This is a genomic window from Segatella baroniae DSM 16972 = JCM 13447 (assembly GCF_000426585.1).
GTDB lineage: Bacteria > Bacteroidota > Bacteroidia > Bacteroidales > Bacteroidaceae > Prevotella > Prevotella baroniae.
This window is the reverse complement of sequence record NZ_AUFQ01000009.1, coordinates 62,659-88,009: the sequence shown is the minus strand read 5'-3', so window position 1 is coordinate 88,009 and position 25,351 is coordinate 62,659. Positions and strand designations below refer to the sequence as shown.

Sequence of the window (25,351 nt, the reverse complement as noted above, 5' to 3'; positions counted from 1 at the left end):
CCGAAACAATGAAATACGGCAAGAATATCATCGCTGGCCTGCTCCTTATGGGCATGACAGCGTCCTGCAACGACTTTCTAAACGTGCTTCCATCTACCGAAAAGGAAAGCAATGAGATGTTTAGTACCGTCGAAGGTTGCAGGAGTGTATTGATAGGAAGTTACATCCGCATGAAACAAAACAGCCTTTATGGGCAGGAACTCACATGCGGAAGCATTGAAAATCTGGCACAACACTGGACTTATACGTCGGGTTCGATAGGCGAATATCTGCAAAAATACGACTATAAGGCCGACGTAGTGGAAACTGTGATGGAGAATAATTACAACAATCTCTATAAGGTTGTGGCCGATGTAGACGGTTTGCTGGCCGGTATAGAGGCACACCGCAGCATCCTCGACGACCGCAACTACAACCTGTTGCGCGGCGAAGCGTTAGGTCTGCGAGCCTTCTGTCACTTCGATGTGCTACGCCTTTTCGGTCCAATGCCAGGCAATGTGCCCGCAACGAAGATTCTACCTTACGTGAAAGAGGTGAAGAACAAGCCCAACGCATTTGTCAACTACGCGGACTATACGGCTCAGTTGATGCAGGACTTGAACGACGCTGAGGCTGCTTTGGCCAAGGTAGATCCCATCCGTGAGCAATCAATCGAGGCCTTGAACCAAGCTTCGAGCAGCGAGGACGACTTCTGGGGAGCACGCCAAATGCGCATGAATTACTATGCGGTTTGCGCCCTGAAGGCCCGTGTTTATCTGTGGATGGGTAACAAGGAACAGGCCTTGAAATACGCCAAAATGGTGATGGAAGCGAAGTCGACGGATGGAAAAGTCATGTTCCGGCTGGGCACACGAGACGATTGTGCCCGTGGAGATCGCACATTCTCAAGTGAGCACATCTTCAATCTGAAGGCCAATAACCTTTCTGAATCCATCGGTTCAGGCCGCACTTATCAGAAGCCGAAGAAAGAACTCAACGCCCAACTCTACGAAAACGGAACGTCAGATATCCGCTTTGTCAACATGTGGGAGGAGGTTAATATCAGCTATTACAATCGTCCGTTCTACTTCTTGAAGTACGTTCAGACCGATAAAATGCCTTCGTTGGCGAAGAATGTAATACCACTCATCCGTCTTTCCGAGATGTATCTCATCGCCATGGAATGCAGTCCGTTGGCCGAAGCCGAAACTTACTATAAGGCATTGTGTGCCGCACGTGACGTGACTCCGGCTGCAATGACCGGCGAAAGCGAGCGTGTTAAACTGCTGACGCAGGAATATCACAAGGAATTTTACGGCGAAGGCCAGACTTTCTATGCCTGCAAACGAATGGCGATAACCGATAATCTGTGGACGTCCGTGCCCGGTTCGGTTGAGACTTATGTAGTTCCTCTTCCGAAGAAAGAGGCTGTTTATGTAAACTAAAAAGTGGAGATTATGAAGAAAACAATCTATATGGCATTGTTGTTCGCCCTTGCGCTGACAAGCTGTAAGGAAGATGAACGCCTGATTTTCAATGATAAGGCGCGGGTGGAATTGGTCAGTGAGGACAAGAATGCGCCGGCCGACTACTCTTACTCGTTCGTGTGGGGAAGTGATACACGGGTGCGTGACACCGTGTTTATTCCCGTGAGAGTCATTGGCGGAACGGCCAATAAGGATCGGCAGGTGATGTTTGAACAGGTGACCGAGTATAAAATCACCTACACCTACGACAAGTTGGGCAAGGTGCAAGACTCTACCGTGACCGAACTACCTAACAAAGCGGTTGCCGGCGTGCATTATGTAGCTTTCACCGATGCCGACATCCAGCCGCTGATGGTGGTCAAGGCCGGACGTATCAGAGACAATATCGGCATTGTAGTGCTGCGTGACGCCTCGTTGAAAGCCGACAAAGTGAGGTTGCGTCTGCGCCTGAAGGAGAATGCCGACTTCGGTTTCGGAGAGCGTCGTCTGCTGGAACGCACCGTTATTATCTCGGATAAGATAGAGCAACCGTCCACTTGGAACTACACCACAAAATACTACTTGGGCAATTATAGCATATCCAAGCACAAGCTCATGGTACAGGTCGTAGGAGACAAAGTGGACGACGCGTGGGTCAAGAAGATCAACGGGGAGAAGTCGGTTGCCATTTACTGGCGCGGTAAATTCATCGAAGCGTTGGAGGCATTTAATAACGATGCGGCCAATCAGGCTTCGGGAGCGGCACCATTGCGCGAAGATCCGACAGACAAGAACAGTCCGCTGGTGACCTTCCCCACAGGTATATAATTTCTTTTCTACAATCATCTTGAATGATGGGCACTGCCCATCGCCAATCTATAAACAAGAAATCTATGAAACGTATAAATATTTTTCTCGGCGGACTTGCTGCACTTTTACTGAGCAGTTGCTTCTCGGATAAAAGCAATTATGATTATCTGCAGCCCGTCGACATCCGTGTAGAAGGGGTGGACGAAGCCTATACGGTGAGTCCTACGGGTGACAGATTACAAATCAACCCGAAGATTTATCCCGATAACCGACAATATGATTGCTTCTGGACAGTGGTTCCCGCATCGGCATCTTGGGGCGATAAGCCCGACACGATCTCACGTAATCGCAATCTGGATTATGCTGTCAACATGAACGTAGGTAGCTACAAGATGCGCTTTTGCGCAAAAGATCAAGAGACAGGAGTATTCGCTTACGAGGAATACAACCTCTATGTAACCACCGATATGGCAACGGGCTGGTGGGTGTTGAAGAGCGAAGGCGACAGCGCCGACGTCGATTTCTTTGCCGAAAAGAAAACAAAACTCGACGTGATACAGGCTGCCAATGGCCGCCACTTGCAGGGAACGGCCGTAGATCTGTACTTCAACTTCTCCTATTGGCGCTTTGACGAAGTGAACAAGAGGGACAAACGAGGCAATGCCGTGTTTGTAGCGAGTAGCAAGGACCTGATGGCCGTAGATTATTTTACGGGCAAAACCATCCTTGATTACGACGGACTGTTCATAGACAAGCCCGCTAAACGCGAGATACACGCTATGTTTGCGGGTCCCTCCGACGTACATGTCTATGTAGACAACACGGTCTACACGCTGTTCTTTTCACGTTACGACATTTACAAGCAGTTTATTCTGAAGTCGCTGGGTGACTATAAACTATCGCCTGTTCGGCACGCAGGCAATTCGCTGCCCCTGCTCTTCAACGAGAAGAGCCGTTCGTTCTGCAGCGTCAGCCGTCAGTCTCCGCGTCTGGATTACTTCGCCGATGGTGTGCCTTCTTCTAAGAATATGGGAATGGATTTATTATTCATGGGCGGCCTCACCACATCCGCCTATACGCCCGGTGGCGTAGCGATGGCGCTCATGAAGAAGACAGACGAGGAAAAGTATTACCTGCTGACGCTGAACGGACAACCCAGTACCATGGATTTGAACCCCATCAGCAAGATGGAGGAAATCGACGCTTCGCTCAACGTTCTCAAAGCAAAATACCGCACGCTGAACCAAAACAATAAGATTCTCTATTATGTAAAAGACAACAAACTCTGCACCTGCAACCTCGAGAATATGGCCGAGGCCGAACAAAATGTCAGCTGGCCGGCAGACGAGAGAGTAACTTACATGGAGTATCTGAAGTATTCGCCCTACGGACAAGACAGTTCGTGGTTCGATTATCTGGCCGTAGGCACCACTCGAAACGGCAGCTATAAGCTCTATCTTTACCCCGTCAGCGCGGGTGCGGTGAGCCCTGCCGTCAAGGTGATGGAAGGAAAGGGTGAGGTGAAACGCGCCAGCTTTATGAGTCAGACATCGAGCGGCACTTATACTTCTACCTTATTCTAAAAGCCAAGAACGATGAAAAGAATATTCTTAGCTATCCTTGGCGCGTGTCTTTGCCTATCGGCTACGGCCGAAGTCGTGATTCGTGGCACCATCAATCCCGAGAATGGAGAGCGGATAAGCCTTTATGCCGCCACGCCGTTTGCCGACAGCCTGTGCGCAACCGTGCAGGCCGACGCCGCAGGTAGGTTTGTCTTGAAGGCCGCTTTGCCGCACAACGGGCTTTATATGCTTTCCGGAAAGGATAACGTGACGCATCCTATCTATCTGAAAGACGGCGAACAGGTAGTCGTGAAGTACTCGCATGAGCGGCTGAACGTACTCAGTGGATTAAGTCCCGAAGGCCAACGCTTCGCCGCTTGGGCTAATAAGAGCACGGCCGTTCAGCTGCATGCGTATCTGTTCAACTACATTCCCGGTGGCCAAACGGTGGCCCCTGCTGTGTTCGTTCGTGAATTTAGGGCGTTGAAACAGGCTGCCGTCGCCATGAAGCAGCAGCTCAAAGGCAACTCTGCGGCCGTCACTTTGCTGCGGCAGAAGATAGATACCGATTTGGCGTTCTATGCTTTATCCTATCGCAAAAATCATATTGCTGACATAGAAAAGGGCTTTATCACCGCTGCCGACCTCGACGCCTACAAGCGATTGTTTAGCCGTGCCGACCTGTTGCGTCTGCCTTACGCCGCCGATATGCTCGTGGCGTATGTCGATTATCTGGCAGAACAGCAGAACATTGCGCCCACCGATTATGCTGCCCGCCAGTCTTTGCTGGCCTCTCAGCCCCTCCGCGAGACTTATCTTTATCAGGTCGCAAGTCGGCTGCAATACTATGAGAAGTACGAAGCGCTGCGCCGTTCGGTGGAGAAAAGCCCGTTGTCCGATGCTCTCGTGCAGGCGTTCCGCCCCATCGAAGCGCAGTTGGCATGGTCGAAACCGGGCAGTATGGCGATCGATTTTGAAGGAAAGCGCCCCGATGGCACTCCGCTCAAGTTGAGCCAGCTGCGTGGCAAGGTGGTTGTAGTTGACGTATGGGCCACTTGGTGTGCGCCGTGCATCCGGATGATTCCCTATTTCAAGCAACTCGAAAAGGAACTCGACACTCCCGAAGTCACCTTTCTCAGCGTCTGTGTAGGCACGTGGGTAGAGAACGACCGCTGGAAACAACTCATCCAAAAGCATGAACTTACGGGCAATCTCATCTTTATTGATAGTTGGACGAAAGGTTTTGCGATTGATTATCATGTCACGGGCGTACCGCGGTTTATGATTGTCGACAGCGAAGGCCGTATGGTATCGTTCGCTGCCCCTGCGCCTAAGTATCCCGAACTAAAGGCCATGATTCTAAAAACGCTGGGTCGCTCCGCTGCCTCTTGATAATGAAACATCATTCCGGTCGCCCCTGTCTGCTATTCCAAGCGGGCAGGGGCGACTGTTTTATTCAAACTATTGCAGTATCGGATGTATCTTCCGGAGATATTCAAAGACATCGTCGGCTCTTTTGAACTTGCCTTTCGACCGCTTTTCCACTATTTTTAGAAATGCGTCGTCATAGATGTTATGCAACGTCTGTCCAGAGAAATTGGAAACTGGACCAACAAAGACAATGCCGTCAATCCAGTCTTTCATTAGATTGTCCGGCCTGTAGGGCGAGCCTGCTTGCCTGTGGCATAAAAATAAAAGGAACGCGATTCTTTTCACCTGACGGTTCTTTTGACGTGGGTTCGGTCAGAAGTTGATACCCATGGTCAGGTTGAAGCAGCCGTTGCGGGTCTCGTCGAAGTTGTCCTTGCCCACGTTTGCCAGTCCAATGTCGTAGCTGGCTTCCAAATACAACAGCTGGAACGAGGCGCCCACGCCCAGTTTCAAGCCTCCGTCGAAGCGGTTGAAGGTGTCGTCGTAGTCGCTGTCGAAACTGTTGTAGGCCGCCCGATGGTTGTAGTCCTTGATCTTGCCGCCCACGCCGCAGGCCACATAGCCGCCCGCAAACGGCTCAATCGTGATGTCGCGGTCGGCGCGGTACTTGTATTTCAGCACCAGCGGCAGTTCAAGATAGTTGAGCGAATAGGTGAACTTCTCGTTGTTGTACACGCTCTTGCCGCCTTTCTCCGTGTAGTATAGCCCCGACTCCAGGAAGAGCGGCGCACGGTTGGAGACCTGCGTGCCGACGGCGAGCCCGACGGCGAGCCCCGTCGATGACTTGTTGGAGTCGAACAGGGGCGCGTCGGAGTTGACGGTGGAGACGCCGAAGCCCACCCTGAAGCCGCCGTAGGTGTTGCCGTCGTGGCGGTAGGCCTGGTGGCCGTATCGGTGGTGGCCTGTCCGCTTGCCCGGAGGGATGGGGCGTCCGTTGGGATAAAACTGCGCCGCGGCCGGCAGAACGGACAGCGTGCATGCGATGATTGCCAAGATTACTCGATTCTTCATAATGCTCTGTTTTTGAATTTAACCATGGGCAAAGTTATGAAAAGCAAGGATTGGGGCAAAGGGCAATCGCCTACGGAACGATGGGGAAATCCCTAATTCGAATGATTTAACCATCCTACGGTCGGGGAATACACGCGGAAATCGTAACTTTGCACCATGGACAACTTTGCAGCCATCGACTTTGAAACCGCCAACAGCGAGCGTACCAGCGTATGCAGCGTGGGCGTCGTCGTCGTAAGAGACGGCGAGATAGCGGACACTTTCTACTCGCTCATCCAGCCGGAGCCCAACTATTACACGTACTGGTGCACCCGCGTACACGGACTGACGGGCGCAGACACCGACCGCGCGCCCGTCTTTCCCGACGTGTGGGGCCGGATAGCGCCGCTCATCGAGGGGCTTCCACTGGTGGCACACAACAAGGCTTTCGACGAAAGCTGCCTGAAAGCGGTGTTCCACTGCTACCGGATGGACTATCCCGACTACCTTTTCTTCGACACGCTCCGGGCCGCGCGCCACAAGCTTCCCCACCTTGCCAACCACCAACTCGACACCGTGGCGCGGGCCTGCGGCTACGACATGACGCATCATCACCATGCCTTGGCCGACGCCGAGGCCTGCGCGCGCATCGCCATGCAGCTGTTGTAGGCGATGGGGCAGCAGGCGGACTTCGGCAGGCCACGCCGGCAGGGCATGCCTTGCCGATGGGAATCCCACCACGCCACTTTGGCTTTGCAAAAGCAGTGCTTTGACCATGCAAAAAGGCTGCTTTCAGCTCATGAAAGCAGCCCTTTTGAAAAGCGGCCGTTCGGCGGTTGGAAAAGAAAAGCGCCGCTTGTGCGGATAAAAAACGGCGCAAAGTCTTGTCCAATCCCCCTTTTTTACTAATTTTGCCACCACCTAAAACATGCTCATGAAGAAGCTCTTGTCACTGCTCGCCTGTGTCTTGACGGTCGCAACGGCCCTGAAGGCGCAGCAACCGGCCTATAACAGCCGTTTCGTCTACGACAGTCGTGTCCACGACTTCGGCACAATCGAGGAGAAGGCGGGCAGGGTGAGCCACACGTTCACTTTCACCAACAAGGGGCGGAAGCCCGTGGCCATCACCGATGTACAGGCCTGGTGCGGCTGCACGTCGGCCGATTTCACCAGACAGGCGGTCATGCCGGGCGGTCAGGGTAGGGTGACGGTGACCTACAATCCCTACAACCGCCCCGGCAAATTCAGCAAAGAAGTGGTCGTCATGTTGAACGACGGGCGCGAATATACCCGCGTTTGGGTGAAAGGTGACGTGCGGGGATATCTCCATCCCGTCGCCGAAGACCACCCGTATGCCTACGGCGAGGGGCTCTACATGAACTTTGCCGTGCTGCCTTTCCCCAACTTGCCGGTAGGTCGGCCCCACGCGTTCCATCTGCGGTTGGCCAACGACACCGACAGACCGATGAAGATAGACTTGACCAGACAGCCCGACAACACCGTGTTGAAGCTCCCCCGGCGGCTGACGCTCAAGTCCCGCGAGCGGACGACGGTCCGCGTGAGCTACACCGCCTGTCGAACCTACCGCCACCGACGCCATGTCACCATCCGACCCGTGGTGAACGGCAAGCCCGTGAGGCCCCTGCGGGTGACATGGTTGCCCAGCGCCGAATGACCGGGGGCGTGTTCCGAAACCGAAATCACCTATTTTATATACAAACCTATATGACTAAGAAAGAAGTTCTCTTTGGCTTGTGCATGGCGGCGGCCGTTGTCGCGAATGCCCAGAAAGCCGCTCCGGCCCCCATCCTGCCCGTGCCCGAGGCGCGCCAGGTGGCCTGGCAGCAGTTGGAAACCTACGCCTTCGTGCATTTCGGGCCCAACACGTTCAACGACCGGGAGTGGGGTTACGGCGACGCCGACCCGCAACTGTTCAATCCCACGTCGCTCGACTGCGAGCAGTGGGCCCGCACGGTCAAGGCCGCGGGGATGAAGGGAATCATCCTGACGGCCAAACACCACGACGGTTTCTGCCTGTGGCCCACGAAATACACCGACTACAGCCTGCGCAATTCACCTTACAAAGACGGCAAGGGCGACGTGGTGGGCGAGTTGGCGGCGGCCTGCAGGAAGCACGGATTGAAGCTCGGACTCTATCTTTCGCCCTGGGATCGCCATCAGGCGTTCTACGGCACCGACCTCTATCGTGAGTATTTCTACGCGCAGCTCACCGAACTGCTCACCCAGTATGGGCCCCTCTTCGAGGTGTGGTTCGACGGAGCCAACGGCGGCGACGGCTGGTATGGCGGCGCCAGGGAGACGAGGACGATAGACAAGCGCACCTATTACGACTTCCCGAGGGCGTGGAAGATGGTCGACAAGCTGCAACCCGAGGCCGTCATCTTCGGCAACGGAGGGCCAGGTTGCCGCTGGGTGGGCAACGAGCGGGGCTATGCCTTCGCCACCAACTGGTCGTTCATACGCAGCAACGACGTCCATGCCGGCTACACCAAGCACTGGGAATTGCAGCACGGGCATGCCGACGGCGACAAATGGGTGGCCGCGGAGTGCGACGTCTCCATCCGTCCGGGTTGGTTCTACCGCGCTTCCGAGGACGACAAGGTGAAGAGTGTGGACCATCTGGTGGACCTCTACTATCGCAGTGTGGGGCACAACAGCACGCTCCTCGTCAATCTTCCGGTCGACCGCCGCGGCCTCGTCCATCCCACAGACTCCACCCGTCTCGTCGAATTTCACAAGCAGATAGCCGCCGAGTTGCGCACCAACCTCATCCGGAAAGCCAACATGCTGTCGGCCACGAACACGCGCGACGGCTTTGCCGTGGGCAATATGGTGGACGGAAACTACGACACCTACTGGGCGACGGAGGACGGATGCACGACGGCCGACATCACGATACGGTTCGGAAAGGCCGAAAAGGTGAACCGCCTGCGGCTCCAGGAGTACATCCCGCTGGGCCAGCGCGTGCGCAAGTTCCAGGTGGAATACCTGACGAAAGCCGGCTGGCTGCCCGTGGACGCGGGCGAGGAGACCACCACCGTCGGCTACAAGCGGCTGCTCCGCTTCAAGACCGTCCTGACAAAGGCCATCCGCATCCGCGTCACCGACGCCCGCGGCCCGCTCTGCATCAACGAACTGGGTGCCTACTACGCCCCCGGCGCCAAGGATTCCTTCGTGGAGAAGGAGGAGGAATTGAAGGGGTTGGACTGCCGGGAGGTGGCCCGCACCGACAACAGCGTCACCCTGGACTTGGGCAAGACGCAGCAGGTGAAGTCGTTCTTCTATGTTCCCGGCCGTGACAAGGACGCCCGGGGCCTCGTGTCGAACTACGAAATCCTGATCGGGCAGTCCCTGGACGCGATGCAGGTGGTGGCTTCCGGCGAGTTCTCCAACATCCGCAACAACCCCGTCATGCAGTCGGTTTACTTCACGCCGGCCGACGCCCGCTTCGTCACGCTGCGCGCCACCCGCATGGTCGTGACCGGCGAGAAGCTCGGATTCGACAAGATAGCCGTCCGGTAGCCGCCGGCAGCTGTTGTTTTGAAAGGAAATGCAATTGGATTTCCTTGATGCGTGCGCTCACTGCCTGAGCGCACGCATTGCGTTTAATACCGCCAGCACCATCACGCCTACGTCGGCGAAGACGGCGAGGCCCATCGAGGCGAGGCCGCCCGTGGCCAGAACGAGCACGGCTACCTTGACGCCGATGGCGAACCAGGCGTTCTGTCGGGCGATGGCGATGGTGCGCCGGGCGATGCGGATGGCCTTGGCCACCTTCGACGGCTTGTCGTCCATCAGCACCACGTCGGCCGCTTCGATGGCCGCGTCGGAGCCCAGGCTGCCCATGGCAATGCCGATGTCGGCGCGAGCGAGCACCGGCGCGTCGTTGATACCGTCGCCAACGAAGGCCAACCGGCCTTCTGCGGTGGTCTCGTCGAGCAGCTTTTCCACGGCCTTCACCTTGTCGGCAGGCAGCAGTTGGGCGTGGTATTCGTCCAGATGGAGCTGCGCGGCCACGTGTTCGGCCACCTCCCGGCGGTCACCCGTCAGCATGACGGTGCGCGCCACGCCCAAGGCTTTCAGCCGACTGACGGCTTCCTTGGCGTCGGGTTTCACCCTGTCGGCGATGACGACGTGGCCCGCGTATTCGCCGTCGACGGCCACATGCACCACCGTACCGATGTTTTGTTGACATTTAGGACACGCGTGCAGCTTTGCGCCGATGGTCTCCATCAGCTTCTCGTTGCCCACGCAGACGGTCTTCCCGTTCACCTGTGCCCGGATTCCCTGGCCGGCAATCTCCTCGACGTCGTCCACCGAGCAGCCGTCGTGCTCCTGGGGATAGGCCGTTCGCAGGCTGGCGGCGATGGGGTGGGTGGAGTAGCGTTCCACGTGGGCGGCCAGATGGAGCAGCTCCGTGGGGTCGAGGTGGTCGGGATGCACCGCGTCTACGGCAAACTCGCCCCGCGTCAGCGTTCCCGTCTTGTCGAAAACGACGGTGCGGGTCTTGGCCAGCGCGTCCATGAAGTTGCCTCCCTTGATGAGAATGCCATGGCGCGAGGCTCCGCCAATGCCCGCAAAGAAGGTCAGCGGGATGGAGATGACCAGCGCGCAGGGGCACGACACCACGAGGAACGTGAGCGCACGATATAGCCAGATGGGGAAGGCGGTGGCGTAATGGTCGGCGAAGAGCGGCGGCACGAGGGCCAGGACGACGGCCAGCAGCACCACGGCGGGCGTGTAGACATGGGCGAACCGACGGATGAACGTCTCGCTGCGCGACTTGTTTTCGCCTGCGTTTTCCACCAGGTTGATGATTTTCATGGCTGTCGACTCGCCGAAAGTCTTCTCCGTCTTCACCTTGATGAGGCCCGAAATGTTGACACATCCCGAGATGACTTCATCCCCCCGGCCCACGTCGCGCGGCATGCTCTCGCCCGTCAGGGCCACGGTGTTGAGGGCCGAGCTGCCCTCCATGACCGTTCCGTCCAGCGGAATCTTCTCTCCGGGCTTGACGATGATGACCTCACCCACCCGCACTTCGTCGGGACTCACCGTCACCACGTGGCCTTCACGCTCCACGTTGGCCGTGTCGGGACGCAGGTCCATCATCTTCGCGATGGATTCGCGGCTGCGGTCTTCGGCATAGTCTTCGAAGAGTTCGCCCAGCTGGAAGAAGAGCATGACGAAGACAGCTTCGGGCATTTGGTGCTCGGCACCGGGCAGAAAGCCGATGAGCAACGCGCCGACGGTGGCGATACTCATGAGGAAATCCTCGTCGAACGGGTCGCCCTCGGTGATTCCTTCCCAGGCTTCGGCCAGCACGTCGTAGCCGATCAGCACGTAGGGCACGAGATAGACGAGCAGCAGTTGCCACATCTGTAGATGCAAATTACGCTCGGCCAGATAAGCTGCGCCCAGCAGCACGGCCGTCAGAATGATTCTCAAAAGTTTCTTATTCATATTGTCTGAATGTGGGTTTGCGAACGGGCGGCGAAGGTTTGTCTTCCCCTTGCGCCGTCGCAAAGATACATTGTCTTTCGTGCAACCCGGTTGCAAACTTGCATTCAGGTGGCGCCAATGCTGAACGACGTTTAAAAAAACGTGCCACTTCTGTCAGCATAAGTGAATTATTTTAAACTATACTGACAGCCTTGGCACGGCATGGCGCGTCGGGTGGCGCGGCATGCTTGTTGCATGATGTCCAGTGAAGCTGATGAGAGCCGCAAGAAGCTTGAAAATCAGCTCGTTGGAGAGTTTAATTTAAAATATAATCGGAGGTATTTATTATGTTGTTTCCAGTATTGAGATCGAATGATTGGTTTGACAATGCTTTCAATGAGTTCATTGACAACAGGGCATTGAATAGGATGAATGCTACGGCTCCGGCCGTCAATGTGAAGGAAGACGCCCAGCACTACACGATGGAGATAGCCGTTCCGGGTATCAAAAAGGAGTTTTGCAGGGTTGCGATCAACGATGACGGCGACTTGGAGTTGGCCATTGAGAACAAGATGGAGCACAAAGAGGAAAGCAAGGGCGAGAAGAAAGAGCACTATCTGCGCCGCGAGTTCTCCTACTCCAACTATCAACAAATCTACACGCTGCCCGAGGATGTGGACAAGGAGCACATCTCGGCCAAGGTCGACAATGGCGTGCTGACCATCAACATGCCGAAGTTGGCGAAGGAGGAGAAGAAGATTCAGCGCAGCATTACCGTCGGATAGAATTGTAAGCATGGGCCTGTGGCGGTGCCGCAGGCCCTTGTATGAATGAGAAAAGCTTTTGAAAAGAGGACATCGAGCCTCTTTTCAAAAGCTTTTTTTGTTGGGATTGGCGCGAGGTTAGAGCTTCTGCGCCACCTTCAGGATTTGCTCGCCGAGGCCGATGGTGTAGCCTTGGCTCACAAAGACCACGCGGTTGAACGTGTCGGCGATGACGAACATCGGCAGTTGCGTTTCGTTTTTCAGTTTCATCTGCGTAGCGATCTGGTGCTTGATCTTGCCGTCTTGGTCGATACCGAAGATGGTGTTCTTGGGCAACTGGCCAAATTCGGCCTTGTTGAACTTCCGCGCCGCCGCCTCATTCTCAAAGAGAAGCACGAAAGGCCGGCCCCATTGGTCGAGCTTGTCGCGCAGCTTGGCGATGTCGTGCAGGGCGTGGTTGGTGGGTTCCTGGCCCACACCGAGCACGCCGACGACGAAGTAGCCGCGGCCCGTCTGCGAGAGAATGCTCACTTCCTTGCCGTCTTTCATCAGCTTGGACTCGCTGTCGAAGTTGCCGATTACCTTGACCCCGTCGGTCGTTTCGCGTATCTTCAGGTCGACGTGGGTGGTCTTTCCCGCTTCAATATGGAAGATGGAGTTGCGTGTCAGCGCGCTGCCGTCGGCCAGCCGCTGTCCCGTGACGAGCAGGTAGGTGCCTTCGTCCAACTGGGTGCCGTCCTTGAAGACGCCGGCCCATGAGGTGCCGCCGCCCATGTCGACCTGTCCTTCGTCGAAGTTGAGCAGTTGCGTGCGGCCGTCGACAATCTTGCTGATGGTGAAATAACTGTAATACTTGGGGTTGTCCAGCAGCGGCGTGGGCTGATAGTCGAGCACGAGCGTGCCGGTGCGGGCTACCGACGGTGTGGTCTGGTTGAAGTTGACGTCCATCCATTGTCCGTTGTGGCGGTACTGCACCTTTTGGGTGACCACATCCTTCTGCGCTTCGATGTCGAGACTGCGGGCCATGTCGACAAAGAAGATGTCGCGCGAGCGCGCGTCGGTCAGCCGTGATTTCCAGACGCCCATCGGTGTCTGCGGAATGCGCATGGCGCGCGTGTCGGGATTCAGCTTGACATGCGTGCGAATCCAGTCCACCAGCAACGCCGGGTCTTGTTGGAAACGCTGCCGTTCGGCCGCGCTGAAGGCGTCGTAGAGCGCTTGCTTGAAGGGTGTGATGATGAGTTCGTTCTCCACGCGCGGGCCGAGTTGGTTGCTCTTGGCATTCATGTTGTCGTCGAGAATGTCGCGTTGCATGTCGCGCAGGTCCTTGTTGCTCAGCGTGGAGAGAAGTTTCAACGCCCTTTCCTGCCGATTGGTGTTCTGCTCTACGAAGTCTTTGATGACCCGCCAGTTGCCCCGTGCCTTTATAATATAAGGTGTAGCGTCGGGATGGGCATAACCTTTCATGCTCTCCTCGCTGGGGAAGGTGGCGATGTAGGCGTTGCGGATGGAGTCTTCGAAGGCGAAGCGGCGGTCGTTTTCCTGGCGTTGTGCCGGCGTGACCGTGGGCAGGTTGGCCTTTTCAGACGGCGGGACGATGTCGATTTCCTGGCCTGTCAGGCGTGTGGACTGGTCGTAATCGAGTTTGATGATGATGCGTTTGTCCTTGCCGAACGAAGCCTTGGCATAGCCGAAGCGGCCGTTCTTCGACGCCCAGACGAGCATGTCGCCCTCGCCCGCCGTGAGAAAGGTCTCTCCCTTGGCGTCGGTGTATTTGGAAGCGGCCGTGTAGAACTCGGCGTAATTGTAGATTTTGAAGTCCACGCGCGCGTCGTTCACGGGCTTGCCGTTGCGGTCCACCACCTTGAAGTCGGTCCGTGCCGAACTGCCGTAGTTGTCGATCAGGTTGATTTCGGTGAAGTTGCCCGTCCGGAGCATGACCTCCTCCGGCCCGCGATAGTCGCCGAAGGCGCGGGTGTGCATCAGCATGGCCCTCGAAGCAGGCGCGTTGAACCAGCCAAGGTTCAGCACAGGCTCGGGTTCGCAGGCTCCCAGGAAGTACCACTTGCCGTCGGCCCACGCTTCCACCCATGCGTGGTTGTCGTCGGTGTGGGCCCATCGTGGCGTATAGACCTGTCGGGCGGGAATGCCGATGGAGCGGAGGGCGGCCACGGTGAACGTGCTCTCTTCGCCGCAGCGGCCCCGGCCCGTGCGAATGCTTTGCAGCGGCGACGACGTGCGGGCGTCTGACGGCTCGTAGGTGACGCGTTCGTGGCACCAGTGGTTCACTTCAAGAATGGCGTCTTTCATCGACAGTCCCTTCACGCGCTGCTTCAGTTCCTTGAAAAACAAGGCACGCGAGTCGTCGAGCGGTTCGTTGTTGACCCGCATGGGCACGACGAAGTGGCGGAAGAGCAGTTCGGGCACGGTCGTTCCCCATGCCATCTCGCGTCGGGTCTGCAAGGCGGTGCGCACATTGTTGAGGTGATAGGCCGTAGGATAGTCGGTGGCGTCGGCCACGGGCATGTAGGCATAGAGAAAGCGCAGTGCCTCCTGCTCCTCGGGGGTGGCCTTGAGCCCGTTGACGTTGTAGAACTGCGAGCCGATGAGCTTCATCTTTTGTTGGAAAGCGGTCTCGGTTTTCTGTCGGTAGGCCGCGTCGGTGATGAAATGCTGCGCCTGTGACGCGATTGTCACAGCGAAAAGCAGCAGAGAAAGAAATGTTTTTTTCATAACAATTGGTTAATAGTGTTTTTTACGCGTTGGCGGGTGGTGAGCATGACGTTGGCCTCTTCGGCCCCCTTCGTGCCCATGTAAACGGATGGATTGAAGTATTTCATGAGGCTGGGTTGCGGTTCGCGGGCCGAGAAATGGAAGTTGCTGACGCCCGTCTCGCGGCGGATGATGGCGATGTTCCGCTCGTTGACGCCGCAACCGGCCATGATTTTCAGGCGTTGGCCGGCCCTTTCGTTCAGTTGGCGCAGCAACGCGACACCTTGGTCGGCCGTGGGTTGCTGTCCCGAAGTGAGGATGCGGTCGAAGCCCAGGGCCGCGATTTCTTCCAAGGCCTCCAGCGGTTGGCGGCAACGGTCGAACGCCCGGTGGAACGTGGCGTGCATCCGGCCGACATGTTGCATCAGCATGGCGTTGGCTTCGCGGTCGATGAGTCCGTCCGGCGTCAGGCAGCCGAAGACCACTCCGTCCACGCCAAGCTCCCGGCACAGGTCGATGTCCATGGCCATGCGCTCCAGTTCGAGCGGCGAATACAGGAAGTCGCCCCCCCGGTTGCGGATGATGACGTGCAGGCGGGTGGCTTTGAGCAGCCGTCGCGCCATCTTGATTTCGCCGTAGGAGGGCGTCGTGCCGCCTTCGGGTATGCCGGCACACAGCTCCACGCGGTCGGCGCCGCCCAGTTGAGCCTCGACGCAGCTCTCGACACTGTTGGCGCAGACCTCGATTTCAAATTCGTTGCGGTTCATAAGGAAAGATTTTGAGTTTAAGACCATTGATATTGCAAAGCTACTAAATTTATTCCAATACGGAATGATTTGGCCGTAAAACTCTTCAAGGATTGAAAGAGTTGGCAGACGAGATGGTTTTGTCGGCCTGTCTGTACGTGAAACGCCACGATATCTCCGCTCCATGGGTTGGCGTTGCCCATGGGGGTCCGCAGAATCCACGTCTTTTGCAAGTTCTGAAATAACTTTACAAAAGGCTCAAAATGCAGGCGTTGTTTCAAAACAATTACGCTTCGGCCGTGAAAAAACGATTCTACGACGGTTTCCCTATTTGTTTTATAATCAGATGATTACATGCGGACGTTCCGCTTCTTGCCCCCTTTCGTCTCGTCAAAGCACAGCTTTTACGCGCTCATTGCAGCCCTTTTGGCAACTCAAAGAACGGCGATGACGGGCTGAAAACGTGGCAATGGCAAGGTGAAGGCGCAGCGACGAGCAGCCAAAGCATGAGATTCACGCCCGCATGGGGCTGCTTGCGTCGTTGGAATGATGCGAAAGAAGGGGGAAAACGCGCTGTTTCGACCGTTTTCCCGAACGCTTTTTTAGTAAAGTTTTTATACAGAATGTGGATAAATCTTATAGAGTTCGGTCGGAAAGAAAAGCGATTTGGGCGGCAGCTTCACAAGGTTTATGAAGCGATTCGCAAAGAGATGACGGAAGTTTGGCCTCCCTTCACCATGGAATCGAAAAGAAATTCGTACTTTTGCAGCGGATTATCAACCCGTTGTCGAATGAAAGCAGTCAAGCCAAAGAAGCATTTGGGTCAGCATTTCCTGACCGACTTGGACATCGCCCGTCGCATCGCCGACACGGTGGATGCCTGTCCCGACATCCCCGTCTTGGAAATCGGACCCGGCATGGGGGTGCTCACGCAGTATCTGGTGACGAAAGGCCGCCCCGTGAAAGCTGTGGAGATAGACGCCGAAAGCGTGGCTTATCTGCACGAAGCGTTCCCCAAGTTGCGTGAGAATATCATCGGAGAAGACTTTCTCCGCATGGATTTGAATCGGATATTCGACGGCCAACCCTTTGTCCTGACGGGCAATTACCCGTATGACATCTCCAGTCAGATATTCTTCAAAATGCTCGATTACAAGGATTTGATACCTTGTTGCACGGGTATGATTCAGCGTGAGGTGGCCCAGCGCATAGCCGGCGTGCCGGGCAACAAGGCCTACGGCATTCTGTCGGTGCTCATCCAGGCGTGGTATGACGTGGAATATCTCTTCACGGTGGACGAAAACGTGTTCAATCCGCCGCCCAAGGTGAAGAGCGCCGTCATCCGGATGACCCGCAATGGCGTGACGGATTTGGGGTGCAACGAGCGGCTTTTCAAGCGATTGGTCAAGACCGTGTTCAACCAAAGGCGCAAAATGCTGCGCGTGTCGGTCAAGCAAATGTTCGCGGCCGACAAGCCCGGAGCCGACTTCTTCGCCCTGGAGGTCATGACGAAGCGGCCCGAACAGCTCACGGTGGCCCAGTTCGTGGAGCTGACCAACATCGTGGAGGAGGCGCTCGACAGGCTGAACAAATAAACACTTGTTTTATTTTGCGGTTCCCCGGAAAAGCATTAATTTTGCACCCGTCATGCGCCTGTGGCGGAATTGGTAGACGCGCCAGACTTAGGATCTGGTGGTTCACGCTGTGCAGGTTCGAGTCCTGTCAGGCGCACGCATGCAAAATCCAAACGAATTGGCGTACCAATTGTTTGGATTTTTGCGTTCATGAAACTGCCAATATCTTGCCGACATGATTCGTTGTCAGTCACATTGTCATCTTTTAAACACGGAAAACATGAATTGACACAATATACAATTATCACTGTTCGTTATCCCGATGAAAAGTTGTTGACTTTGTGCTTCCAAACTATTTGACAACATAAACGACATGGAGGACAACAAGTCTAAGTGATGTCTGACGAGTAAAAACTTAGATGTTGACGAAAAGCCTTGTTACGGTTTGAAGAATTTAAAGAAGAAATGAAAAGAGAAGAGATACAGTCATTGTTTTTACAGTTTGAACAAGCCTCATGTGTACTTAATGATGTGGAATGTTGGAGTGCGAGAGATTTGTGCTCGTTGTTGGGGTATAAACTTTGGCAAAACTTCATTAAAGTAGTGACAAAGGCCAAAGAAGCATGTTCCAATGTAGGGCAGAACATAGAAGACCATTTTATCGACGTCAATAAAATGGTTGTTATAGGTTCTGGTGCCGAACGTCAAATAGATGATATCATGCTTACACGTTATGCTTGCTATCTTGTTGCCCAGAATGGCGACCCACGTAAGCCGCAGATAGCATTTGCCCAGACCTATTTTGCAGTACAAACACGTCGCGCAGAACTTATAGAGCAACGACTTATTGACATGGAGCGAGTGAAGGCACGTGCAAAGCTACAAGAAACGGAACGTAAACTTTCAGGAGTATTATATGAGCGTGGAATCAACGATAGAAGCTTTGCTGTGATACGTTCTAAGGGCGACCAAGCGCTATTCCGATTGAATACCGCTATGTTGAAGCGGCGTATGGGAATACCAGAAAAGCGTCCTTTGGCAGACTTTCTTCCTACTATCAGTATAAAAGCAAAGGATTTTGCAGCTGAAATGACAAGTGTGAATGTTCAGACCAAAGATTTGCATGGAGAAACAAGCATCGCAAAAGAGCATGTTGATAATAATGCGGCTGTCCGTCAAATGCTTATGGAACGGGGTATAGTGCCTGAGAACCTTCCCCCAGCTGAGGATGTCAAGGTGGTGGAACGCAGATTGGCAAGCGAACAAAGGAAAGCATTGAAGAATAAGAAAAAGAAAGAATAAATAAATAGGAATGTGATAGAGAGATTTGTTTCTGAATAGTCTAACCATCCTGCAAGGAACGATGAGATTGCGACTGCTGTGCGTTTTGCTTTTCATGGTGGGTGCCGACCGATGTCGGTGTCAGGATTCCGTGTCTTTACATAAGGTTGATTCCGTTTCTTATGACGTTGATTCCATGCGGACTCGACATGCCGCACACGACACCCTCGGCCTTCAGAACGACACGGCGTGGGCGGACGGGCATGACGAGACCGCAAAGCGGCTGTCGCCGATCGACATCGCGCTCCGGCAGGAGGCCTCCTGGGCCGGCATTCCGTGGGTGGCGGCGGGCTTGGCCATCCAGAGAGACCGGAAAAGCGTGCGTAGCCTGCGCAACAAATTCCAGTACAACTTCCACAATACCACGGACAATTATTCACAATACGCGCCCTTCGGCCTGACCACGGCACTCAAGTTGGCCGGCGTCAAGGGACGCAGCGGGATGGGACGCTATGCCGTCAGTTCGGCACTGTCGTTTGCCGTGATGGCGACGCTGGTCAACAGCATGAAATATTCAGCCAGGGAACTGCGCCCCGACGGCACGACGCGCAACTCCTTTCCGTCCGGCCACACGGCGACAGCCTTTGCGGCGGCCACCATCCTGCACAAGGAATACGGACTCACACGCAGTCCGTGGTACAGTCTGATAGGCTATACGCTGGCCACGGCTACGGGTTGCATGCGCGTTCTCAACAATCGGCATTGGGTGAGCGACACCTTTGCCGGGGCGGGACTGGGCATTTTGTCCACGGAACTGGGCTATACGATGGCCGACCTGTTGTTCAAGAACCGAGGGCTTCAGCTGCCTTATCGACTCAATTCCACAGATTTGATACGCCACCCGTCGTTCTTCAACGTGCAGATGGGCCTGGGGGTGGGGAGCCAGTCGCTTGACTTGACCAAGGACAATCCCGACCTTCAGGAGTATTACGAAGATGTGAACGTGAGGAAACTGCGGCTTTCCAAGGCTACGGTCGTGGGCGTGGAAGGAGCTTGGTTCTTCAACCCTTATGTTGGAATCGGCGGCCGGATGCGCGGCGCCTGTCGAAAGGTGAGGAACTGGAATGACTTCACCCAAAGTCCCTTTACCGACTTGGCGCTCTTCGCTCCGCAGCTGAAAGGCTTCATGGACAGCTACACCTTGCACGTGATGTCCGACCAATTGTCGGAGTTCAGCGTCAGCGGCGGAGCCTATTTCAGCTATCCCTTCAGCGCGAGCATGGCTCTCGGAACCAAGTTGTTGATAGGAAGAAACTACCTGCGGGGCCTTGACATCAATGCGGAAGTGAAGGGACGACAGCGCGACATCGACGTTTCGGTCGAGGCAGATGGCCACCGGCGCATCCTGGCTTACGAGGTGCTGGGCGACGTTTCGGCCAACGGGAAGCCCTATTCGGCCACCTGGAACTTTCTGAGCGTGGAGGGAAATCGCACCTTCTGCTTCGGCACGGGCCTGTCGCTGACCTTCGCCCATCGGTCGATGATGGCCTGGAAGATGTTTGTGGACTACGATTTCACGCGCCGAAGCTACACGGTCAGGCATACGCCGGCCGCTTTCATCCGCGAGGCGGCACGCAAACTCACCTTCGAGGGCGAGCCTGTGGCGCATCCCGACAAGTATATCCAGACCAACATCTATAAACAAAGAAAGAGCATTTCGAGCCTCGTGGTCGGCGGCGCCTTTGTGATTACTTTGTAAGCTCGGGCTTCGTGGCCATCTCGATAGCCTTGGTGCACTGCACACTACCGCCTTGGCGGTTGGCCTTTTTAGAGGCCAGGCTGCCTTCGTTTTTTTGCCGTCCCGCCGTTTGTTTTGGCGTTTCCCGAGCCTCGGAAAGTCTGCCGCCGTTTGTTTTGGCGTTTCCCGAGCCTCGGAAAGTCCGCCGCCGTTTGTTTTGGCGTTTCCCGGGCCGCGGAAAGTCCGCCGCCGTTTGTTTTGACGTTTCCCGGGCCGCGGAAAGTCCGCCGCCATTTGTTTTGACGTTTCCCGGGCCGCGGAAAGTCCGCCGCCGTTTGTTTTGACGTTTCCCGGGCCGCGGAATTTTACAAATATTTTGTTTTGACGTTTTCCCAGCCTCGGAATTTTACAAAAGTTTTGTTTTGGTGTTTTCCGAGCTTCGGAATTTTACAAAAGTTTTGTTTTGACGTTTTCCGAGCTTCGGGGGGGTTACAAAAGTTTTGTTTTGACGTTTTCCGAACCTTGGAATTTAACACACGTTATGTTTTGACGTTTTCCGAACCTCGGAATTTTACAAATGTTTTGTTTTGGCGTTTCCCGAGCCACGATTTTCCGTCTCTGCGAATGGCGTGAGCCGTAGTGGCGTGAGGAATCACGCTACCGCCTTGGCGGTAGTGCGCACTGCGCCGAGGCTATGCCCTATGAACCGACCTGACACAGTTTACTTTACACGCTCTCTTCCACCCACTGCTCGTTGTAGACAAGCGTTTGTGGGTTGCCGCTCCGAGCTTGCAGATAGGCGTAATCGCCCTGCGTGGCAAAGACGTGGGTCGGGGCAAAGCCCGATTTCTCGAACTGCGCGTCGACATTGGTGGTTAACACGAAGTGGTCTTTTTCCGCCACAAGTTGTCGCAATTTATGGTATAGTTTTGTGCCTTGCCCAATATGCCCACCGCTCTTCTTCGGTAGGGAAAGGGTGGAATGAGGACGAATAGAGGTCGGTAATGCCGTAACATCCTAGTGCTCGGCAATCTTTCACGTTCTCATTTTCTGATTGAAATGTTTTCTTTTCCATTGTTATTCGTTTTTTATCAGTTGTTGCTGTTTCTGTTTGACAATGCAAAGGTAGCGTATAAGAACTGCCGCCACAAGAAGGCACGCAAAGCTTTGATAGTTACCCAAAAGTAGGAAATGCGCGAAAAGACCTTGGTCGCAACTTTTATTTAACAAACATTAAAGCAATGCCTTTGTAAATAAAAAAGCGTATCTTTGCAGAAATTGCATAATTACTACGATTCTTTTTCTTATGGACGACGAGATAATTGACAACGAGCTGGAAAGCAAAGAGGAAGAAACCGCTGCCGAAACCCACAGCGACTACAAACCAGCCAACAGGTTTGACGCTTCGGCCGTACACCACCTGAGCGGCATGTACCAGAACTGGTTTCTGGACTATGCCTCCTACGTGATATTGGAACGCGCCGTGCCCCATATCGAGGATGGACTGAAACCCGTGCAGCGGCGCATTCTTCACTCGATGAAGCGCATGGACGACGGCCGATACAATAAGGTGGCCAACATCGTGGGGCACACGATGCAGTTTCATCCCCACGGCGACGCCTCCATCGGCGACGCGCTCGTGCAGATGGGACAGAAAGACCTGCTCATCGACTGCCAAGGCAACTGGGGCAACATCCTCACGGGCGACCGGGCAGCCGCTCCCCGCTACATCGAGGCCCGGCTGTCGAAGTTCGCGCTCGACGTGGTTTTCAATCCCAAGACCACCGACTGGCAGCTGTCCTACGACGGGCGCAACAAGGAACCCATCACGTTGCCGGCCAAATTCCCACTGCTTTTGGCCCAAGGAGCGGAAGGTATCGCCGTGGGACTGAGCAGCAAGATATTGCCCAACAACCTCAACGAGATTTGTGAAGCCGCCATCCATTACCTGCGGGGCGAGGACTTCCAACTCTACCCCGACTTCCCCACGGGCGGAAGTATCGACGCCAGCAAGTATAACGACGGACAGCGGGGCGGCGTGTTGAAGGTGAGGGCCAAGATAGAGAAACTCGACAACAAGACGCTCGTCATCAAGGAGATACCATTCAGCAAGACCACGGCCACGCTGATCGACTCGATTACCAAGGCGGTGGAGAAAGGAAAAATCAAAGCCAAGAAGATAGAAGACAACACCGCGGCCGAAGTGGAGATTCTGGTACACCTGGCTCCGGGCGTTTCGTCGGACAAGACGATAGACGCGCTCTACGCGTTCAGCGACTGCGAAATCAACATTTCGCCCAACTGCTGCGTCATAGAGGACAACAAACCCTGCTTCCTGGCGGTGGGCGACGTGTTGCGTCACAGCGTGGATTGCACGATGGGCCTGCTACGCAAGGAATTGCAGATAAGAAAAGACGAACTGCTGGAGCAACTTTTCTTCGCTTCGCTCGAACGTATCTTCATCGAAGAACGCATTTATAAGGATAAGAAATTCGAGGAGGCCAAGGACATGGACACCGTCGTGAAGCATATCGACAGTAGGCTGGAACCTTACAAGCCCGACTTCATCCGGGAGGTGACGCGCGACGACATTCTGCGGCTCATGGAAATCAAGATGCAACGCATCCTGAAATTCAGCAAGGACAAGGCCGACGAGCTGATAGCCCGCATGAATGCGGAAATCAAGGAGATAGACAACGACCTGGCGCACATGACGGATGTCACCATCCACTGGTTTGAATTCATTCAGAACAAGTATGGCAAGGACCATCCGCGTCGGACGGAAATCAGGTCGTTCGACACGATTGAGGCCACCAAGGTGGTGGAGGCCAACGAGAAACTCTACATCAACCGCCAGGAAGGATTCATCGGCACGGGATTGAAAAAGGACGAGTTTGTCTGCAACTGCTCCGACATCGACGACGTGATCATCTTCTACCGCAATGGTGTTTTCAAGGTCATCAAGGTGGCCGACAAGATATTCGTGGGCAAGAACATCATCCATCTGCAGGTGTTCAAGCGCAACGACCGCCGGACGATTTACAATGTGGTGTATCGCGACGGCAAGCAGGGCTTCTACTACATCAAGCGTTTCAACGTGTCGGCCATCACCCGCGACCGCGAATACGACTTGACGAAGGGAACGCCTGGCTCCAAGGTTGTCTACTTCACGGCCAATCCGAACGGCGAAGCCGAAGTCATCAAGGTGACTTTGGAGAACGATCCGCAGAAGAAACGGCAAAGTATCTTCATGGATCGCGACTTCAGCACCGTCAATATCAAGGGACGCAGCGCCCAAGGCGTGATTCTGACGAAGCGTCCCATCCACCGCATCGGTCTGAAGAGCCATGGACACAGCACGCTGGGAGGCCGCAAGGTGTGGTTCGACCCCGACGTGAACCGCATCAATTACGACGAACACGGCCGTTTCCTCGGCGAGTTCTACGACGAAGACCAGATTCTCGTCATTCTGCCGGGTGGCGATTTCTACGTGACCAACTTCGATGCGAACAATCATTATGAGGACAACATGATGCGCATAGAGAAGTGGGATGAGCACAAGGTGTGGACGGCCGTCCTCTACGACGCCGACAACAACGGACTGCCCTACATCAAACGATTCACGCTGGACGCTACGAAGCGCCACCAAAACTTCATCGGCGAGAACCCCAATTCGGTACTGTTGCTGCTGACCGACACACCCTATCCACGCATCAGGGTAATCTATGGAGGAGTCGACGCGGTGAGACCTGCGGAGGAAATCGACGCCGAGCAGTTCATCGGGCAAAAGAGTTTCAAGGCCAAAGGCAAGCGGTTGACGAATTGGGAACTGGCCAAGGTGGAGGAATTGGAGCCGCTGCGCTTCCCCGAACCGGAACAGGACGACGACACTCAGCCTGAAGAGAGCGAGCCGGAGAACCTCGACCCCGACAAGGGCAAGAGCGAACAGCAGGTGATTGACGAAATGACGGGGCAGCTGAACCTGTTCTCCGAAGAAGATCTTAAATAACACTTTTCAAGCCATGTGTATCCGAAACATCATCGGTGTCCTGTTGTTGGCAGCCTGCGCGGTGGAAGCCTGGGGACAAACCGTCGTCCACGACACCATCTACATCGTGGAGCCGAACCCCAAGCAGTCCGTCACGGCCCGCATGTTGGGCTTCGGACGCAGCAATATCCTGGACACTTATCTCTCGCCCGAGATATATACCGGGCCCGAAATAAGCTATCTGTCACACACCACTTATCGAAAGGAAGGCCGGCACTGGTCGACACAGGTCGTCAATCGCGGCAGCCTCACCTATGCCGACAACCGCTCGGGGGATGGCCGGGAGATGGCCGGGGCCTACAACTTCGGCTATGGGCGTCACTACAACTGGGACTTGCAGCGCGGTGACGTCAACGTCAAGGCCGGTCTGATGGCCGAAATGACATTGGGATTCATCTACAACACCCGCAACAGCAACAATCCGGCACAGGCCAGGGCGGCCATACATCTGTCGCCCAATGCCTCGGTTCAATACAAGCTGCGCCTTGGCAGCCGCCGCTATCTGTTAAGGTATGAGCTGAATGTGCCGCTCGTCGGACTGATGTTCTCACCCAACTATGGCCAGTCGTATTATGAAATTTTCTCAAAGGGCGACTATGACCACAATATCGTGGGCATTTGGCCCGGCAATATGCCCTCTTTGAGCCACTTGTTGACCATCGATTTCAGCCTTGGAAGCCATCTTTTCCGCGTCGGTTACTTGGGCGATTTTCAGCAGGCGCGGGTCAACCATCTGAAACAGCACGTCTATTCCAGGGCCATCGTGCTGGGAGTGGTGCTTTAAAAA

The 25,351-nt window shown here is 55.0% G+C and carries 18 protein-coding genes and 1 tRNA gene; 14 read left to right on the top strand and 5 right to left on the bottom strand.

From position 1 onward, the window contains the following. Nucleotides 1-8: 8 nt before the first annotated feature. The 4 genes from K334_RS0108115 to K334_RS14220 all read left to right on the top strand — a co-directional run bounded on the left by K334_RS0108115 (nucleotide 9) and on the right by K334_RS14220 (nucleotide 5,209). A complete protein-coding gene (locus K334_RS0108115) occupies nucleotides 9-1,424 on the top strand; it encodes a RagB/SusD family nutrient uptake outer membrane protein (RefSeq protein ID WP_021590084.1) in 1,416 nt (471 codons plus the stop codon). Between the two features lie 12 nt (nucleotides 1,425-1,436). Continuing rightward, complete coding sequence (locus K334_RS0108110) at nucleotides 1,437-2,273, top strand: DUF4843 domain-containing protein (protein WP_027444806.1); 837 nt, start codon at nucleotides 1,437-1,439, stop codon at nucleotides 2,271-2,273. A 65-nt stretch (nucleotides 2,274-2,338) separates the two neighbouring features. Continuing rightward, nucleotides 2,339-3,838 carry a PKD-like family lipoprotein gene (locus K334_RS0108105; protein ID WP_036890164.1) on the top strand — a complete coding sequence of 500 codons (1,500 nt, stop codon included), beginning with the start codon at nucleotides 2,339-2,341 and terminating at the stop codon, nucleotides 3,836-3,838. Between the two features lie 12 nt (nucleotides 3,839-3,850). Then, nucleotides 3,851-5,209 (top strand): TlpA family protein disulfide reductase, encoded by a 1,359-nt coding sequence (locus tag K334_RS14220; RefSeq protein ID WP_081658061.1) that lies wholly within the window; start codon nucleotides 3,851-3,853, stop codon nucleotides 5,207-5,209. Between the two features lie 351 nt (nucleotides 5,210-5,560). Here K334_RS14220 and K334_RS0108090 read toward each other — a convergent pair whose 3' ends face one another. Further along, nucleotides 5,561-6,259 (bottom strand): porin family protein, encoded by a 699-nt coding sequence (locus K334_RS0108090; protein WP_027444803.1) that lies wholly within the window; start codon nucleotides 6,257-6,259, stop codon nucleotides 5,561-5,563. Nucleotides 6,260-6,415: 156 nt separating this feature from the next. On the opposite strand from K334_RS0108090, the gene K334_RS0108085 reads away from it, so the two are divergent. From K334_RS0108085 to K334_RS0108070, 3 genes are all read left to right on the top strand, one after another. Further along, nucleotides 6,416-6,907 (top strand): exonuclease domain-containing protein, encoded by a 492-nt coding sequence (locus K334_RS0108085; RefSeq protein WP_025881247.1) that lies wholly within the window; start codon nucleotides 6,416-6,418, stop codon nucleotides 6,905-6,907. A gap of 265 nt (nucleotides 6,908-7,172) precedes the next feature. After that, nucleotides 7,173-7,913, top strand: a complete 741-nt coding sequence (locus tag K334_RS0108075) for a DUF1573 domain-containing protein (protein WP_161625380.1) — start codon at nucleotides 7,173-7,175, stop codon at nucleotides 7,911-7,913. 50 nt (nucleotides 7,914-7,963) lie between these two features. After that, nucleotides 7,964-9,781 carry an alpha-L-fucosidase gene (locus K334_RS0108070; RefSeq protein WP_025881249.1) on the top strand — a complete coding sequence of 606 codons (1,818 nt, stop codon included), beginning with the start codon at nucleotides 7,964-7,966 and terminating at the stop codon, nucleotides 9,779-9,781. Between the two features lie 57 nt (nucleotides 9,782-9,838). Here the strand turns inward: K334_RS0108070 and K334_RS0108065 are convergent, their stop codons facing one another. Continuing rightward, on the bottom strand, nucleotides 9,839-11,722 hold the full coding sequence (locus tag K334_RS0108065) for a heavy metal translocating P-type ATPase (RefSeq protein WP_027444802.1): 1,884 nt from the start codon (nucleotides 11,720-11,722) through the stop codon (nucleotides 9,839-9,841). A 326-nt stretch (nucleotides 11,723-12,048) separates the two neighbouring features. Between K334_RS0108065 and K334_RS0108060 the strand changes: the two genes are divergently transcribed. Beyond that, nucleotides 12,049-12,486, top strand: coding sequence for an Hsp20/alpha crystallin family protein (locus K334_RS0108060; protein ID WP_021589993.1), 438 nt, complete (start codon nucleotides 12,049-12,051; stop codon nucleotides 12,484-12,486). 117 nt (nucleotides 12,487-12,603) lie between these two features. On the opposite strand, the gene K334_RS0108055 is transcribed toward K334_RS0108060, so the two are convergent. Together K334_RS0108055 and K334_RS0108050 are read right to left on the bottom strand one after the other, a co-directional pair. Then, nucleotides 12,604-15,198 carry a transglutaminase-like domain-containing protein gene (locus K334_RS0108055; RefSeq protein ID WP_027444801.1) on the bottom strand — a complete coding sequence of 865 codons (2,595 nt, stop codon included), beginning with the start codon at nucleotides 15,196-15,198 and terminating at the stop codon, nucleotides 12,604-12,606. Continuing rightward, nucleotides 15,195-15,944 carry a copper homeostasis protein CutC gene (locus tag K334_RS0108050; RefSeq protein WP_025881260.1) on the bottom strand — a complete coding sequence of 250 codons (750 nt, stop codon included), beginning with the start codon at nucleotides 15,942-15,944 and terminating at the stop codon, nucleotides 15,195-15,197. The genes K334_RS0108055 and K334_RS0108050 overlap by 4 nt, the downstream gene beginning before the upstream one ends. A 770-nt stretch (nucleotides 15,945-16,714) precedes the next feature. Between K334_RS0108050 and rsmA the strand changes: the two genes are divergently transcribed. The 4 genes from rsmA to K334_RS13740 all read left to right on the top strand — a co-directional run bounded on the left by rsmA (nucleotide 16,715) and on the right by K334_RS13740 (nucleotide 20,537). Next, entirely contained in the window at nucleotides 16,715-17,518 is an 804-nt protein-coding gene (gene rsmA / locus K334_RS0108040) for a 16S rRNA (adenine(1518)-N(6)/adenine(1519)-N(6))-dimethyltransferase RsmA (RefSeq protein WP_021589998.1), read from the top strand. A gap of 54 nt (nucleotides 17,519-17,572) precedes the next feature. Next, a tRNA-Leu gene (locus K334_RS0108035) sits at nucleotides 17,573-17,654 on the top strand. A 308-nt stretch (nucleotides 17,655-17,962) separates the two neighbouring features. Further along, nucleotides 17,963-18,799 (top strand): DNA damage-inducible protein D, encoded by an 837-nt coding sequence (gene dinD, locus K334_RS0108030; RefSeq protein WP_025881262.1) that lies wholly within the window; start codon nucleotides 17,963-17,965, stop codon nucleotides 18,797-18,799. A gap of 175 nt (nucleotides 18,800-18,974) precedes the next feature. Then, nucleotides 18,975-20,537, top strand: a complete 1,563-nt coding sequence (locus K334_RS13740; RefSeq protein WP_081658060.1) for a phosphatase PAP2 family protein — start codon at nucleotides 18,975-18,977, stop codon at nucleotides 20,535-20,537. Nucleotides 20,538-21,242: 705 nt separating this feature from the next. On the opposite strand, the gene K334_RS15260 is transcribed toward K334_RS13740, so the two are convergent. Continuing rightward, entirely contained in the window at nucleotides 21,243-21,398 is a 156-nt protein-coding gene (locus K334_RS15260; RefSeq protein WP_238318903.1) for a hypothetical protein, read from the bottom strand. A gap of 424 nt (nucleotides 21,399-21,822) precedes the next feature. Between K334_RS15260 and K334_RS0108010 the strand changes: the two genes are divergently transcribed. Beyond that, nucleotides 21,823-24,525, top strand: coding sequence for a DNA gyrase/topoisomerase IV subunit A (locus tag K334_RS0108010; RefSeq protein ID WP_027444800.1), 2,703 nt, complete (start codon nucleotides 21,823-21,825; stop codon nucleotides 24,523-24,525). A gap of 13 nt (nucleotides 24,526-24,538) precedes the next feature. Next, a complete protein-coding gene (locus K334_RS0108005) occupies nucleotides 24,539-25,348 on the top strand; it encodes a DUF3316 domain-containing protein (RefSeq protein ID WP_081658059.1) in 810 nt (269 codons plus the stop codon). The last annotated feature ends 3 nt before the right edge of the window (nucleotides 25,349-25,351 follow it).